12 protein-coding genes are annotated in these 13,867 nt (G+C 46.5%); 6 read left to right on the plus strand and 6 right to left on the minus strand.

Translation table 11 applies throughout. The features are described from left to right. Positions 1 to 131 precede the first annotated feature (131 nt). From ABQ275_RS08665 to ABQ275_RS08680, 4 genes are all read left to right on the plus strand, one after another. Complete coding sequence (locus ABQ275_RS08665) at positions 132 to 1,769, plus strand: acyl-CoA carboxylase subunit beta (protein WP_349317891.1); 1,638 nt, start codon at positions 132 to 134, stop codon at positions 1,767 to 1,769. Between the two features lie 120 nt (positions 1,770 to 1,889). Continuing rightward, positions 1,890 to 2,348: a ribonuclease HI gene (gene rnhA, locus ABQ275_RS08670; protein ID WP_349318792.1), complete on the plus strand. Its 459-nt coding sequence runs from the start codon at positions 1,890 to 1,892 to the stop codon at positions 2,346 to 2,348. A gap of 467 nt (positions 2,349 to 2,815) precedes the next feature. Then, the gene (locus tag ABQ275_RS08675; protein ID WP_349317892.1) at positions 2,816 to 5,905 is read left to right on the plus strand and encodes a TonB-dependent receptor; all 3,090 of its coding nucleotides are present in this window, start codon (positions 2,816 to 2,818) and stop codon (positions 5,903 to 5,905) included. A gap of 11 nt (positions 5,906 to 5,916) precedes the next feature. Next, positions 5,917 to 7,425, plus strand: coding sequence for a RagB/SusD family nutrient uptake outer membrane protein (locus tag ABQ275_RS08680; RefSeq protein ID WP_349317893.1), 1,509 nt, complete (start codon positions 5,917 to 5,919; stop codon positions 7,423 to 7,425). Positions 7,426 to 7,574: 149 nt separating this feature from the next. Here ABQ275_RS08680 and ABQ275_RS08685 read toward each other — a convergent pair whose 3' ends face one another. After that, positions 7,575 to 8,159 carry an isoprenylcysteine carboxylmethyltransferase family protein gene (locus ABQ275_RS08685; protein WP_349317894.1) on the minus strand — a complete coding sequence of 195 codons (585 nt, stop codon included), beginning with the start codon at positions 8,157 to 8,159 and terminating at the stop codon, positions 7,575 to 7,577. A 97-nt stretch (positions 8,160 to 8,256) separates the two neighbouring features. Here ABQ275_RS08685 and trxA point away from each other — a divergent pair, with 97 nt between their 5' ends. Continuing rightward, the gene (gene trxA, locus ABQ275_RS08690) at positions 8,257 to 8,562 is read left to right on the plus strand and encodes a thioredoxin (RefSeq protein ID WP_349317895.1); all 306 of its coding nucleotides are present in this window, start codon (positions 8,257 to 8,259) and stop codon (positions 8,560 to 8,562) included. On the opposite strand, the gene ABQ275_RS08695 is transcribed toward trxA, so the two are convergent. The 4 genes from ABQ275_RS08695 to fbaA all read right to left on the minus strand — a co-directional run bounded on the left by ABQ275_RS08695 (position 8,563) and on the right by fbaA (position 12,454). Further along, positions 8,563 to 9,729 (minus strand): hypothetical protein, encoded by a 1,167-nt coding sequence (locus ABQ275_RS08695; protein ID WP_349317896.1) that lies wholly within the window; start codon positions 9,727 to 9,729, stop codon positions 8,563 to 8,565. Between the two features lie 40 nt (positions 9,730 to 9,769). Further along, positions 9,770 to 10,207, minus strand: coding sequence for an SsrA-binding protein SmpB (gene smpB / locus ABQ275_RS08700; RefSeq protein ID WP_349317897.1), 438 nt, complete (start codon positions 10,205 to 10,207; stop codon positions 9,770 to 9,772). Between the two features lie 144 nt (positions 10,208 to 10,351). Next, positions 10,352 to 11,200: an acetyl-CoA carboxylase, carboxyltransferase subunit beta gene (gene accD, locus ABQ275_RS08705; RefSeq protein WP_349317898.1), complete on the minus strand. Its 849-nt coding sequence runs from the start codon at positions 11,198 to 11,200 to the stop codon at positions 10,352 to 10,354. Between the two features lie 186 nt (positions 11,201 to 11,386). Then, positions 11,387 to 12,454 (minus strand): class II fructose-bisphosphate aldolase, encoded by a 1,068-nt coding sequence (fbaA, locus tag ABQ275_RS08710; RefSeq protein ID WP_349317899.1) that lies wholly within the window; start codon positions 12,452 to 12,454, stop codon positions 11,387 to 11,389. Between the two features lie 132 nt (positions 12,455 to 12,586). Here fbaA and ABQ275_RS08715 point away from each other — a divergent pair, with 132 nt between their 5' ends. Next, complete coding sequence (locus tag ABQ275_RS08715) at positions 12,587 to 13,402, plus strand: alpha/beta hydrolase (RefSeq protein WP_349317900.1); 816 nt, start codon at positions 12,587 to 12,589, stop codon at positions 13,400 to 13,402. Here the strand turns inward: ABQ275_RS08715 and ABQ275_RS08720 are convergent. Then, complete coding sequence (locus ABQ275_RS08720) at positions 13,399 to 13,839, minus strand: Rieske 2Fe-2S domain-containing protein (protein ID WP_349317901.1); 441 nt, start codon at positions 13,837 to 13,839, stop codon at positions 13,399 to 13,401. The two genes, ABQ275_RS08715 and ABQ275_RS08720, sit on opposite strands and share 4 nt — an antisense overlap. Positions 13,840 to 13,867: the final 28 nt, after the last annotated feature.

The raw sequence follows: 13,867 nt of genomic DNA on the forward strand, positions 1-13,867 counted from the left end.
GATTAACGGATGATCAATAACTGTTCTACTCATCTATCTACTACACCAATCCGGTAAATCCTGATAATCCATATAATCCTGGTCTAATTTAGCGTTTTTGTCGCTATTTTTAGTAGTAAAACCAAAACGTTATGAACGAAGAGGAACTGGAATCCAACAAAAATGAAGATGTCATGCGAAGGGCTATCAGCACGATGAAACAACGCATGGGCGTGATAGAACAGGGGGGAGGAAAGAAGAGTCTGGAGAAAGTGCGGCAACGCGGGAAACTGACTGCCCGGGAACGTATTCAATACCTGATAGATAAAGACTCCCTCTTTACAGAGATAGGTACATTTGCTGCTTATGATATGTATGCGGAATATGGTGGTTGTCCTGCCGCTGGTACTGTTGGCGGCATCGGCTACATAAGCGGGCGCCAGTGTATGATTGTAGCCAATGATATGACGGTTAAAGCGGGCGCGTGGTTTCCGCTGACCGGCAAAAAAAATCTGCGTTTGCAGGAGATTGCGATGGAAAACCGGCTGCCGGTGATCTACCTGGTAGATAGTGCGGGTGTGTTCCTGCCGATGCAGGATGAAATTTTTCCCGATAAAGAACATTTTGGCCGCATCTTCCGCAATAATGCGCGCATGAGTGCGATGGGCATCACACAGATTGCTGCTGTGATGGGCAGCTGTGTTGCCGGTGGCGCCTATCTTCCCATCATGAGCGATGAAGTGCTGATGGTGGAAGGCAACGGCTCTATTTTTCTCGCAGGCCCCTACCTGGTGAAAGCGGCTATTGGTGAAGACGTAGATGCGGAAACGTTAGGAGGCGCCATCACACATACAGAGATCTCGGGGATTGCGGACTATAAATTCAGTACAGACGAAGAATGCCTGGATCATATCAAACGGATTGTAAGCAAGCTGGGACATGCGTCCCTCGCAGGTTTTGACCGCATTGCACCGGTATTACCCGCCAAGCCCTCTGAAGAACTGGACAGCATCCTGCCGGCAGACAGCTCCCGGCCTTATGATATGCTGGATGTTATTGCCCGGGTAGTAGATGACTCCTCTTTCGATCAGTACAAACAGGAATATGGTAAAAGTATTTTATGCGGCTACGCACGAATAGACGGATGGGCGGTTGGCATTGTTGCCAACCAGCGCAAAATTGTGAAAAGCCGTAAAGGCGAAATGCAGATGGGTGGCGTTATTTACAACGATAGCGCCGATAAGGCCGCACGCTTTATTATGAACTGCAATCAAAAGAAAATTCCGCTGGTATTCCTGCAGGATGTTACCGGCTTTATGGTAGGCAGCAGAAGTGAACACGCAGGTATCATCAAAGATGGTGCAAAGATGGTGAATGCTGTCGCTAATTCCATCGTGCCGAAGATTACCATCATCATCGGAAACTCATACGGGGCAGGCAACTACGCCATGTGTGGTAAAGCGTATGATCCGCGCTTCATTTATGCATGGCCTTCCGCAAAAATAGCGGTGATGGGCGGAGAGCAAGCCGCCAAAACCTTATTACAGATCCAGGTGGCGTCCCTCAAATCAAAAGGGCAGGAGATTACACCGGAAGATGAGAAAAAACTGCTCGACGACATCAATGAAAGATATATCAGTCAGACTACTCCATACTATGCAGCCGCCAGGCTATGGATAGACGAGATCATTGATCCCCAGGATACCCGGCAGCGTATTGCAGAAGGCATCAAAGCCGCTAACAACGCACCCTTGGAACAGGCATTTAATGTGGGCGTGTTCCAGGTGTAAACAATTATTTTTTGATGTTGGAATTTGTAAATGCAGCGGAGAACAAAAAGCAGGTATTCGCTGCATTTACAAATTCCAAAATTCGAAAATCAAAAAATGAACTCTATCTTTGCCGCTGCTATGGCTGAAATACATATATATACAGATGGTGCGTCCCGTGGTAATCCCGGACCGGGAGGATATGGTGTGTTGTTGATATGGGGTAATATCAGGAAGGAATTATCACAGGGTTATCGTAAAACCACCAACAACAGGATGGAATTACTGGCGGTTATTACAGCTTTGGAAGCACTGAAGAAAGAAGGACAGGAAGTGACCATTTTTACAGATAGTAAATATGTTGTAGATAGTATTGAGAAAGGATGGATATGGGGATGGGTAAAAATAAATTTTAAAGATAAAAAGAACAAAGACCTCTGGCTGCGCTTTATTCCCCTGTACAGAAAACACCGGGTAAAAATGCAATGGGTAAAAGGACATGCCAGCAATATATTCAATAACCGTTGCGACGAGCTGGCCACCCAAGCGGCAGATAGTGGCAACTGGCTCATAGATGAAGGATTTGAAAGTGCCGGTTAATGATTGTCAGGAAACCTGATCATTATCCGCCGTTCATCACAAAATAAATGCCGCAAACCCGCTATCATACTACAAATGATGTTTGTACACCCCAACAATTGTCAACTTTTTTAACATTTCTTTTGTTGAGAATATAGGAATCTATTAGCTTTGCGTCCTGTTAGTCTATAGGAATTGTAGATTAGTAAAAGGTTCAACATTCATCATCAAAGGAAACCGTTTTATGAAAGGTATTAACCAGCCTTATTACACCATCAATTCATGTTGTTGCTGTAGGAAATAACCATATAATTATCTGCTCAACAGTTTCTCCGTGATAGCAGGTTACAACAATCAATAACTGTATCCGGACAATAGCTGTTCCTGGTATTTAAACAACATGGAACCTTGCGCCATGCCTGCTTTCAGCAGGTTGTGGGTTTGCATTGCCATACACGTTCATCTAAACACTCAAATCATTATTGCTTATGTTACAACGAATGCTGATGCTATTTCTGCTGCTGGGGCCATTGGCCGCTTTTGCGCAAATACGGACCGTTACAGGCACCGTTTTATCGGCTACGGAAAACGAACCGCTGCCCGGCGCCAGTATAATTATTAAAGGCACTACCATCGGAGTTGTGAGTGGTGCCGACGGCACTTTCAAGCTGGATGTAAATGATCCTGCTGCCACCACTATTGTGATCAGTTATATCGGTATGCAGTCGCAGGAACTGCCTGTTACTACTACGCCATTGAAAATTTCCCTGCTATCTTCCGGGAAAGATATTGATGAAGTTGTAATAGTAGCCTATGGCACCGCGAAGAAAAATTCCTACACCGGTTCTGTTTCCCAGATCAAGGGAGAGGAGCTGGTAAACAGGCAGGTATCCAGTGTGTCCAAAGCCTTGCAGGGCCTGGCGCCGGGCGTGCAAAGCACCTCGCAGAGCGGACAGCCAGGTTCTGACGCCACCATCCGCATCCGCGGTGTGGGCTCTATCAACGCCTCCGCCGATCCCTTGTATGTAGTGGATGGCGTGCCTTATGGCGGTACTATCAGTGCAATCAATCCCTATGATATAGCCTCTATCAGCGTGTTGAAAGATGCGGCCTCCAGTGCGCTCTATGGCTCGCGCGGCGCCAACGGCGTTATTATCATCACCACAAAAAATGGAAAGAAACAAGGAAATAGTATAGACGTTCGCGTTAGTCAGGGTATTTCTAAAAGAGCTGTCGATAACTACGAACAGGTAAACACGGATGAATATTTTGAAATGTACTGGCGGGCATTGTTTAACGGTGGGCTGAACAACCGGCTGGACTCTGCCGCCGCTGCACAACGCGCCAGCAGCAGGCTGACGGGCGACCTGGGCATCAATCCCTATGGAGCTGCTTATCCGCAACCGGTAGGACTGGACGGCAAACTGGCTGCCGGTGCCAAACCACTCTGGGATAATAACTGGGACGATGCCATGCAACGTACCGGTCATCGTACAGAGGCGGATCTCAGCATCAGTGGTGCAACAGACAAAACGCGTTATTTTATCTCCGGTGGTTATCTCGATGACCAGGGCATCTACCTGGGCTCCGGTTTTAAACGTTATAATGTACGTTCCAATATTGATATAGATGCAAGAAAATGGCTCAAGGTAGGACTCAATCTCAGCGGCGCGCATTCCGATCAACAGGCGCCTCCATCTGAAGACAGCCGCACCGATAACTATGTGAACTATGGCCGCCTGATGCCGGGATTCTACCCGGTTTATCAGCGCGATAACACCGGCAACCTTATCCTGGATGCGAATGGCAACAAGCTATTTGATTATGGTAGTTACCGCCCCAGTGCCGCCAACCCAAGAAGCAACCTCGTACAAACTTCCGGGATCGATAAACATAACGTGTTGCGCGATGATGTATCTGCCCGCGCTTATGCAGAAGCCAGTATATGGGATGGTCTGAAATTTAAAACCAGCTATAATGCAGATTATTCTGCCCGTACCGCACACGACTATACGAACCCGACACTCGGTTTCGATACAGAAGTAGGGGGAACCGTGGAGAAGGCCAGCTACCGCACTTTCAGCTGGACGTTCAATAACATCTTTACCTACGAAAAAACCTTTCAGGAAAAACATCACCTGAACCTGCTGGCAGGCCAGGAAGCATATAAATTTAAATACACGTTTCTGGATGGCGCCAAATCCGGTCTTTCAGTAGCCGGTCTGGACGAACTTGCTGATGCCGCATTGATCAAGAGCCTGGATGGTTATTCAGATACGTATACCCTTTCCAGTTACCTGGGCCGTGCGGAATATGATTACTCCGGGAAATATTTCCTGTCGGCTTCCCTCCGCAGGGATGGCTCTTCGCGCTTTGCTCCGGACAGGCGCTGGGGTACTTTCTGGTCGGTAGGCGGCTCCTGGAAGGCAACAGAAGAGGACTTTCTGAGAAATACTTCCTGGCTTAACCTCCTCACACTACGCGCCAGCTACGGAGCACAGGGAAATGATAACCTGGGTGAAAACAGCTACTATAATTATTTACCACTGTTTGATGTGAACAGTAACCTGGGAGAAGGAGGGACTTATCGCAGAACACTTTACAACCCGTTGCTAAAGTGGGAAACCAATCTGAACCTGAACCTGGGCGTTGATTTCTCCATGTTCGATAACCGCTTTGGCGGCAGCGTGGAGTTCTTTCAGCGTAAATCCAAAGACCTGCTGTATTCCAGGCCTAAACCGCCTTCTATCGGTTATCCTTCCATAGATGAGAACATCGGCGCACTGAAAAATACCGGGGTAGACATCAACCTCCACGGCACACCGGTGAAGACAAAAGATTTCAGCTGGACAATAGACCTGAATGCCACCCATTACCGGAACAAGATCACCGCGTTGCCACAACTGGAAATTATCAGCGGTACAAAAAAATTGATGGTAGGAAAATCTATCTATGACTTCTGGCTGCGGGAATGGGCCGGCGTGAATCCCGCCACAGGCGCGCCAACCTGGCACTATACCGATCCTGCCAGTGGAAAGATCAGTGATACCAGCAACTACAGTGCAGCGACACAATACTATGCCGGTTCCTCCTTACCTGATGTGTATGGCGGCTTAACCAACACTTTCACCTACAAAGGTTTTTCCTTCTCATTCCTGATCACTTACAGCTTTGGCGGTAAGGTCCTGGATAACGATTATGTATTCCTGATGAGTACAGGTACCTCTCCGGGCCGTGCATGGTCCAAAGAAATGCTGAACGCCTGGACACCGGACAACACGAACACAGATGTGCCAAAGCTCACCACCGTGAATACCAGCTGGACTTCCAACTCTACCCGCTTTTTGTATGATGCTTCCTATGCACGTTTGAAAAGTGTGAACCTGAGCTATACACTTCCAAAACTTTGGATGGAAAAAGCACACCTGAATAATGTGATGGTATACCTGCAGGGAGAAAACCTGTTCACCGTTTACCACCACAAAGGAATGGACCCTGAACAGGCCGTTGGTGGAACTACCTATTATCGTTATCCGGCTATCAAATCACTTTCTGCCGGTATTAATCTGAGCTTCTAAATAACAGCATCATGAAAAAGAACAGACTATTACTTTTAGCAATATTTACGACGGCAATACTGGCGGCGTGCAACAAGGACTTCCTGAATACACAGCCTACCAACGCTGTACCGGAAGACCAGGTTTTTAATACGGTTGATAATGCCGAAACAGTACTGAATGGTACCTGGTCTTATATGTTTGAAGAATTCTTCACCTACGCAGTGCCGGGATATAAATCAATTCATCTCACCAGCGACGCCATGGGTAGCGATGTAGCGGTTACTACTTCCTATGGGTTGAGGGATGCCTATACATTTACTGAAATGTCTGATAACACCAAGAACCGGGTCACCGCTTTCTGGACCATTCTTTATAAGGTGATTGATAACTGTAATACGCTGATTGCCCGGATTGACGATGTACCGGGGGATGATGTCAAAAGACAGTACCTGAAAGGGCAGGCATATGCGTTGCGTGCCAACAGCTATCTCACGCTGGCATCTTTTTATCAGTTTGGTATCATTCACGGTGGGGCTGCCAAGGCGGTACCGCTCTATACCGAACCTTCCACGCCCACTACTGCGGGTAAAGGAAGGGCCACTATTGCGGAAGTATATCAGCAGGTCATTGACGATCTGCTGAAAGCGCAGCCATTACTGAAAAATTATACACGGGATGATACAAAAAAATGGAAAATAGACCTGCATGTAGCAGATGGTTTGCTGGCCAGGGCATACCTGTATAGCGGCCAATATGCCAAGGCTGCCACGCAGGCTGTTGCTGCCCGCGAGGGGTATCCGCTGATGTCAGGCGATGACTATAACAAGGGGTTCAGCGATATCAGCAATGCAGAATGGATCTGGGGACAGGGGCAAACCCCTAACCAGAGTAATGCCAGCTATAACTTCCATTTCCTGGATGTATCTACGCCGGCATCTTACTATCAGAGCTTTATGGCTGATCCGTACTTTAAAAACTTTTTCGACAGCGCGGATGTGCGTACCCGTTTGTTTGACTGGGACACATTACCCGACCAGGAAGGTTACCTGCGGTACAAAAAATTCCGGTTCCGTGATCCGGGTGCGCTGGTTGGCGACCTGGTGCTGATGCGTGCGGCCGAAATGTACCTGATAGAAGCAGAAGCATATGCGCGTGCAAGTAATCCTGCGAAAGCGGTGGAAGCCCTCAATGCGTTGCGGGTAGCCCGTAATGCGGTGCCATACAATCTTTCCGGTGGTGGTAGCCTGGTTGATACCATCCTGGTAGAACGGAGGAAGGAACTATGGGGAGAAGGATTTGCGTTGTCTGATATTATTCGTACAGGCGGCACCGTTGTGAGGAAAGCTTTCCTTGCCCATGATGGAAATGATAGTATTATTAATGTACCCCGTGGCGACGGTACCTTTAAACAAATAGCTGCACAGGGGCATAGAACGCTGGCATTGCCCGATGGTACTGCATTTGTGCCATACAGTCCGTATTATTTGTTTGCGATTCCGATTTCGGAAGTGCAGAATAATCCGAATTTGAATAACTAGGGACCTGGATTAAACAGATTTATGGATTAAAAAGGATGGATGTTATGATCTACTACTGACCGGATTAAACAGGTTGATTGGAGTAAACAGATGGATGTTATCATCTACTACACCCATCCGTTTTAATCCATAAATCTGTTTAATCCTGGTCAATATACCCATGGAACAATCCTGCTCGTATGTTTTATATAATCTTTGTACTCATCCCCGAACTTTTCTGTGAGCATTTTCTCTTCTACATTCATCCGGTAGATAAACGTAATAAACACCGGAACAAAAGCAACCCCGAGGCTTATCCAGTTATTCAACGATAAACCAAATCCGAGGAAAGACAGCAGGGAACCGGTATAGGCGGGATGCCGCAGTACGCTGTAAAGACCATCCTTCTTTAACTGATGATCTTTGCGGATGGTAACAACTACAGTAAATAAACGCCCCAGTGAGGCGATGGCAATATATCTCAGGATCATGCCCAGCAGTATAACGGATAAGCCTATATAGCTTATCTCAGCACTGTGCATGATAGGGTCGTATGTTTTGAAGGAAAGATATACCGCTATATTCACGCAGATAATAATGATGACCCATATCAGTGCGAGGCTTCCTCTGTCCTGTTTCTTTTTATCGGTGGTGTCGCCACCACGCAGTATGCGATGCAGCAGGACCTCAGATAAAAACCATACCAGGTATATAATGGTAGATACAAGACTGATAGAAACGGAGAAAAGGAGCATACGGACGTTTAATTAATATTACAGCTATACGTAATGTACATCATATTTTCAAGTCTTTAAAAAATGCTAATTTGTGGCAGGAATAAACACGTGTGCTATGGACAACTTACAGGCAATATTACAATCCGGAACTCCTGTTTTAATTGATTGCTTCGCTACCTGGTGCGGTCCCTGTAAAATGGTGCCACCCATTTTGAAAGAAGTAAAAGATAAGCTGGGAGAAGGTATCAGGATTATTAAAATAGATATCGATAAAAATCAGCCGCTGGCGGCGCAATGGCAGATCAGCAGCGTGCCCACACTACTGCTTTTTCGTGACGGCAAGCTCCTGTGGCGACAAAGCGGCGTTGTTCCTGCGCATCAGCTGATTCCACTACTCAATACCTACATCGCACAACAGTAACTAGAACTGCTGGTTGTAAAAACTTTGCAGATCCCTTTCCAGTTGGTCGTAAATAGGGCGGGTAAACTCCATAAACAGTTCCTGTGGCGGTGGCGGTGGTTCATCACGGCCACCCATCAACCGTTTATCTTCCTCACTTAAAGCCCTTGCATCTCCCCGGTAAGTACCAAACTGATTTAACCAGGTATAGCTGCCAGGGATGCGGTTGGTCCGGATTACTTTGCCATTGTCGGTAGCTGTGATCCGGTAGTCCAGCAAGCCTTTGGATACGACTGTCTTTTTTGTGATAAAGAGGGTAGCTTTCACCGTTGTATAAATATTCTGTTCCTTGCCGGTAGTATCTTTGGTAGTGCCGGTTACAATTTCCTTTGAAACATCGCGTTGGATGCGGTCTACATAGGTCTGGCCTACCACGAAGTCAAAAAAGCGGAGTTCAATATATTCATCGGGGCGTACATTTTGACTGAGGGCAAAACGTTCATCATAGAACCGCACAAAGCGGTTGATATTACGCTGTTGCAGATTTTTGACGAGATAATCCCTGAACTGGTCTGCGCTGAACTGAAAGAAAGCAGAACGGACTTCTATCTCACTCATCACCACATTCACCACACCTGCTTCAAAAGCTTCTTCCATGCGTTCTCTGGTGTCGCGGTAATCGTCGACCATTTTAAGGGTGGCGGTAAATTCATCGTATGCCTGGCGTGCGCTGGCTTTATCGCCTCTTTCCAGCAGGGATATGCCTCTGTCGTAACGGATCTCGGCGGCATTTTCCTGTGCGCCTGTAATCGCGTCGCGGTAGTCTTTTGGCGTCACCACCCGCAAGGCAGCAGGGGAGCTGTGAATAAGGGAATAGAGGTATTGCAGCTTATTGTATTCATTGCGTACGGCTTCCCATTTAAGCTGGTTGTTGGAGCGGAGGTATTCATTTACCCGGTCTTCATGCTGTTGCTGGGCATGTGTATAGGCGGTGGGCAGTATTTTCAGTGCGGTCGCATCCTGGGGTTTGCGTTGCAGCTTTTTTACAAAAGCGCCTATGGCATCATCATACCTGCCTTTATTAAATAATTTTTCGCCTGACCGGCAGGACAATAGGAGTACAGAAAACAGCAAACAGAAAGCACATAGTTTTTGTGTGATGCTGAGCGGTAAGCTTAATAGTTTCAAGGGATATTTTTTATAAAGGTGACTTCGCCTGGAATTTTATTTATTTGAAATACCTGCGCAACTCCCTGTCTGATTCACGTTGTTTGATTGATTCACGTTTGTCATGCAGTTTTTTACCTTTACCGATACCAATTTCTATTTTGGCCAGGCTTTTTTCGGTAATAAACATGCGAAGAGGCACGATGGTATAACCTCTTTCCTTCATTTTGTTTTCCAGCTTTCTCAGCTCACGTTTTGTCAGCAGCAGTTTACGTTCGCGTAAGGGGTCGTGGTTAGCACTGGTGCCATGGGAGTATTCGGCGATATGTAAACTTTTAACAAACAATTCCCCTTTGGAAAAATAGCAGAATGAATCATTAAAACTTACCCTGCTGGCACGGATTGACTTAATCTCTGTTCCTGTCAATACCATTCCGGCAATAAATTTTTCTTCTATTGCGTATTCAAAATATGCTGATCTGTTCTTTAATTCGGCCATTTTATGGAGATATTTTGGGATTTTTTGATTTACGAATGTAGGAATTTGAAATGCAGCGGAGATTATCAATCAAACCTCACCATCAAATCTCCGCTGCATTTCAAATTCCTACATTCGTAAATCAAAAAATCTCAAAATGTTTATCTAGTTTTTAAACAAACTCAGCAACTCTGCCAGTTTGTTTTTTAATTCTTTTCTGTCCATGATGAAATCCAGGAAGCCGTGTTCCAACAGGAACTCTGCGCTCTGGAAGCCGGCAGGGAGGTCTTTTTTAATCGTTTCTTTAATGATCCTCGGACCGGCAAAGCCGATCAGTGCGCCAGGTTCAGCGATGTTGAGATCGCCCAGCATGGCGTAGGAAGCCGTTACGCCTCCGGTGGTGGGATCAGTCATCAGGGAAATGTAGGGCAGGCGCGCATTTGCAAGCTGTGTCAGCTTTGCAGCCGTTTTAGCCATCTGCATGAGAGAAAATGCACTTTCCATCATACGGGCCCCTCCTGATTTGGAGATAATCATCAATGGCTTTTTATGGATGATGCAGTAGTCGATAGACCGGGCTATCTTTTCACCTACTACAGAGCCCATAGAACCGCCAATGAAGTTGAAGTCCATGCAGGCTACCACGAGGTCATGTCCCAGCACTTTGCCGGAACCTACGGTCATGGCATCTTTCAGCCCTGACTTTTTCTGCGCATCTTTGAGCCTGTCCGCATACGGTTTCAGGTCTTTGAAGCCCAGGAAATCGGTTGGGTAAATATTCGGGAACAGTTCCTCGAACTGTTTGTTGTCAAATATAATCTCGAAATACTCTGCGGAGTTGATGCGGTTATGATAATTACATTTATCGCAAACATAGAAATGCTCCTTCAGATCCTTAACAGTGATGGTTTTTTTACAGTTGGGACACTTATGCCACAATCCATCCGGTGCTTCCTTCTTTTCACTGGTGGTGGTGGAGATGCCTTGTTTAATTCGCTTAAACCAGCTTGACATATTTTGCTATTAGATTAGAAAATAGTGGTGCAAGATACGAATTAATGAATAAAACTAAAATGTATTAGTTTGCTGTTAGCTTTTAATAATAAAGCGGAAACAAAAGCGATTTATTTATCATAGATCACTTTTATTTCCGCTGAAAAAGTTGCTGACAGGCATTGCCCGCAGGTAAAAAGAAGGTTATTATGCGTTCCTGTTGATACAATTCAGGTCATGGAAGGCTTCTTCCAGGCGCTTTACAAAGGTTTCTTCGCCTTTGCGCAGCCATACACGCGGATCATAATATTTTTTGTTTGGCTTGTCGGCACCTTCAGGGTTACCAAGCTGAGCCTGTAAATAGTCTTTTTTCGCTTCGTAGAAGTCGTGGATTCCTTCCCAGAATGCCCACTGCATATCTGTATCCAGGTTCATTTTGATAACGCCATAACCCAGTGCTTCTGTAATCTGATGCTTGGGAGAACCGCTACCACCATGGAATACATAAAATACCGGTTTAGCAGCAGTCTTGTACTTTTCCTGGATGAATTCCTGGCTGTTGTGCAGGATCACCGGACGCAGTTCCACATTACCCGGGCTATATACGCCGTGTACGTTACCAAAAGCAGCTGCCACGGTAAAGCGGGTACCTACTTTAGATAAGGTTTCGTAAGCGTAAGCTACTTCTTCAGGCTGGGTGTATAATTTGGAGTTGTCGATACCGGAATTATCTACACCATCTTCTTCACCACCAGTCACGCCCAGCTCAATTTCGATGGACATGCCCAGTTTATTCATTCTCTCAAAATATTTATGGGAGATTTCGATGTTTTCCTGGATAGGCTCTTCGGAAAGATCCAGCATATGAGAGCTATACAGCGGCTGACCGTGTAATTTGAAAAACTCTTCACCTGCATTCAGCAGCCCATCGATCCATGGTAACCATTTTTTAGCAGCATGATCTGTATGGAGTACTACCGGAACGCCATAATATTTAGCTACTTCATGTACATGTTTTGCACCGGAAACACCGCCTGCGATGTTAGCCTGCAGCTTGTCGTTAGGCATGCCTTTACCCGCATAAAACTGGGCGCCGCCATTGGAAAACTGTATAATTACCGGTGAATTTACTTTGGCAGCCGTTTCCAGTACCGCATTAACGGTGTTAGTTCCCACAACATTCACGGCAGGCATAGCAAATCCGTTGTCTTTGGCATCGTTATACAGCGCATCCAGCTCTTCGCCGAATAATACGCCAGCTCTGTATTTTCCCATACTCTAAAATGTATTTGATTTTTTTAGGAAAGCAAATATAAGGAGTAAATAACAAGATTTATAGCGAAATGTAATCATGTTCACCGGAAAAGTGCAAACAGAAAAATGTATTTTGCTTTTTTAACACCCGTTATGAAAAAACTTCTGCTTGCCGCCAGCTTTGTATTTTGCCTGCAAACCCACAGTGCTGCCACATCTTCCCGGTCTGCCGCTGACTCCCTGACCTGGTATACCTCTTTTGACGGCACCCGCATTCACTATACGGTGAAAGGTACCGGCATCCCCGTCATCCTGCTACACGGTTTTATTGTGAATGCCAGCTCCTGGGAAAAAACGCCGCTGCTGGACTCCCTGCTGTTGCATGGATTCCAGGTAATTATGCCGGATATGCGTGGCAACGGGACTTCCGGTCATCCGAAAGACAGCACCGGCTACCTCAACGATGCAGAAGCCAGGGATATCATGGGATTAGCTACTTATCTGCAACTCCCATCTTATAAAGTAGTGGGCTATTCCCGCGGATCGATCATCACAGCCCGTTTGCTGGTATTAGACAAACGGGTTACCTGCGGGGTGATGGGAGGTATGGGTACCGCCTTTACCAACCCGGCCTGGCCACGCCGGCAACAGTTCTATGAAGCCCTTTCCGGAAAAAATGTACCGGAACTGGCAGCCATGGTGAAAAATGTGCAGGCCGCCGGGTTAGACCAGCAGGCTCTTGCCTGGATGCAACTGGGGCAACCCGCTACTTCACCCGCTGAACTGGCCGCAGTAACCCAGCCGGTATTGGTGATTGGTGGTGATAAAGATGAAGATAACGACACCGGCGGTTCCCTGGCAGCAATGATGCCGCGCGGGATGCATGGCACAGTAGCCGGTAATCATAATAGTGTAGTCCGCTCCCCGGATTTTGCCAGATGGGTACTGGACTTCCTGAAAAAACACTAGCTAACGGTGAGTACTTCTCCGGTTATAGCAATTTTATAGGCAGCCAGCGGATTCGGTGCTGGTCCGGTATTTACGGCACCACTGAGGGCATACCTGCTACCATGGCCGCAAGGTGCGTTACATTCAATCAGTTTTGTGCTTTTGTTGTAAGTAGCTACCGTACATCCCTGATGGGTACAGGTGCTGGATAAAGCCGTAAAATCACCCGCAGTTTTGCCGGTACCTGTGCGGATAATAATCACACCATTGGAAATCCTGAAATCACCGATGTTAGGCAGATCACTGGTCAGGTTAAGGGTTAATTTTGCAGTGTTGCCGGGTGGTGGTGGCGTAGAACCGCCGTATCCACCGCCGCCTTTACTACAGGCTGCCAAACCCGCTGTACAGGCCAATGCCAGCGTAAGACCAATATTAGATACAAAGTCCCTTCTTTCCATAAAAAGTTTTTAGATGAATAAAATGAGC

It is taken from the genome of Chitinophaga sp. MM2321, from assembly GCF_964033635.1.
Taxonomy (GTDB): Bacteria; Bacteroidota; Bacteroidia; order Chitinophagales; family Chitinophagaceae; genus Chitinophaga.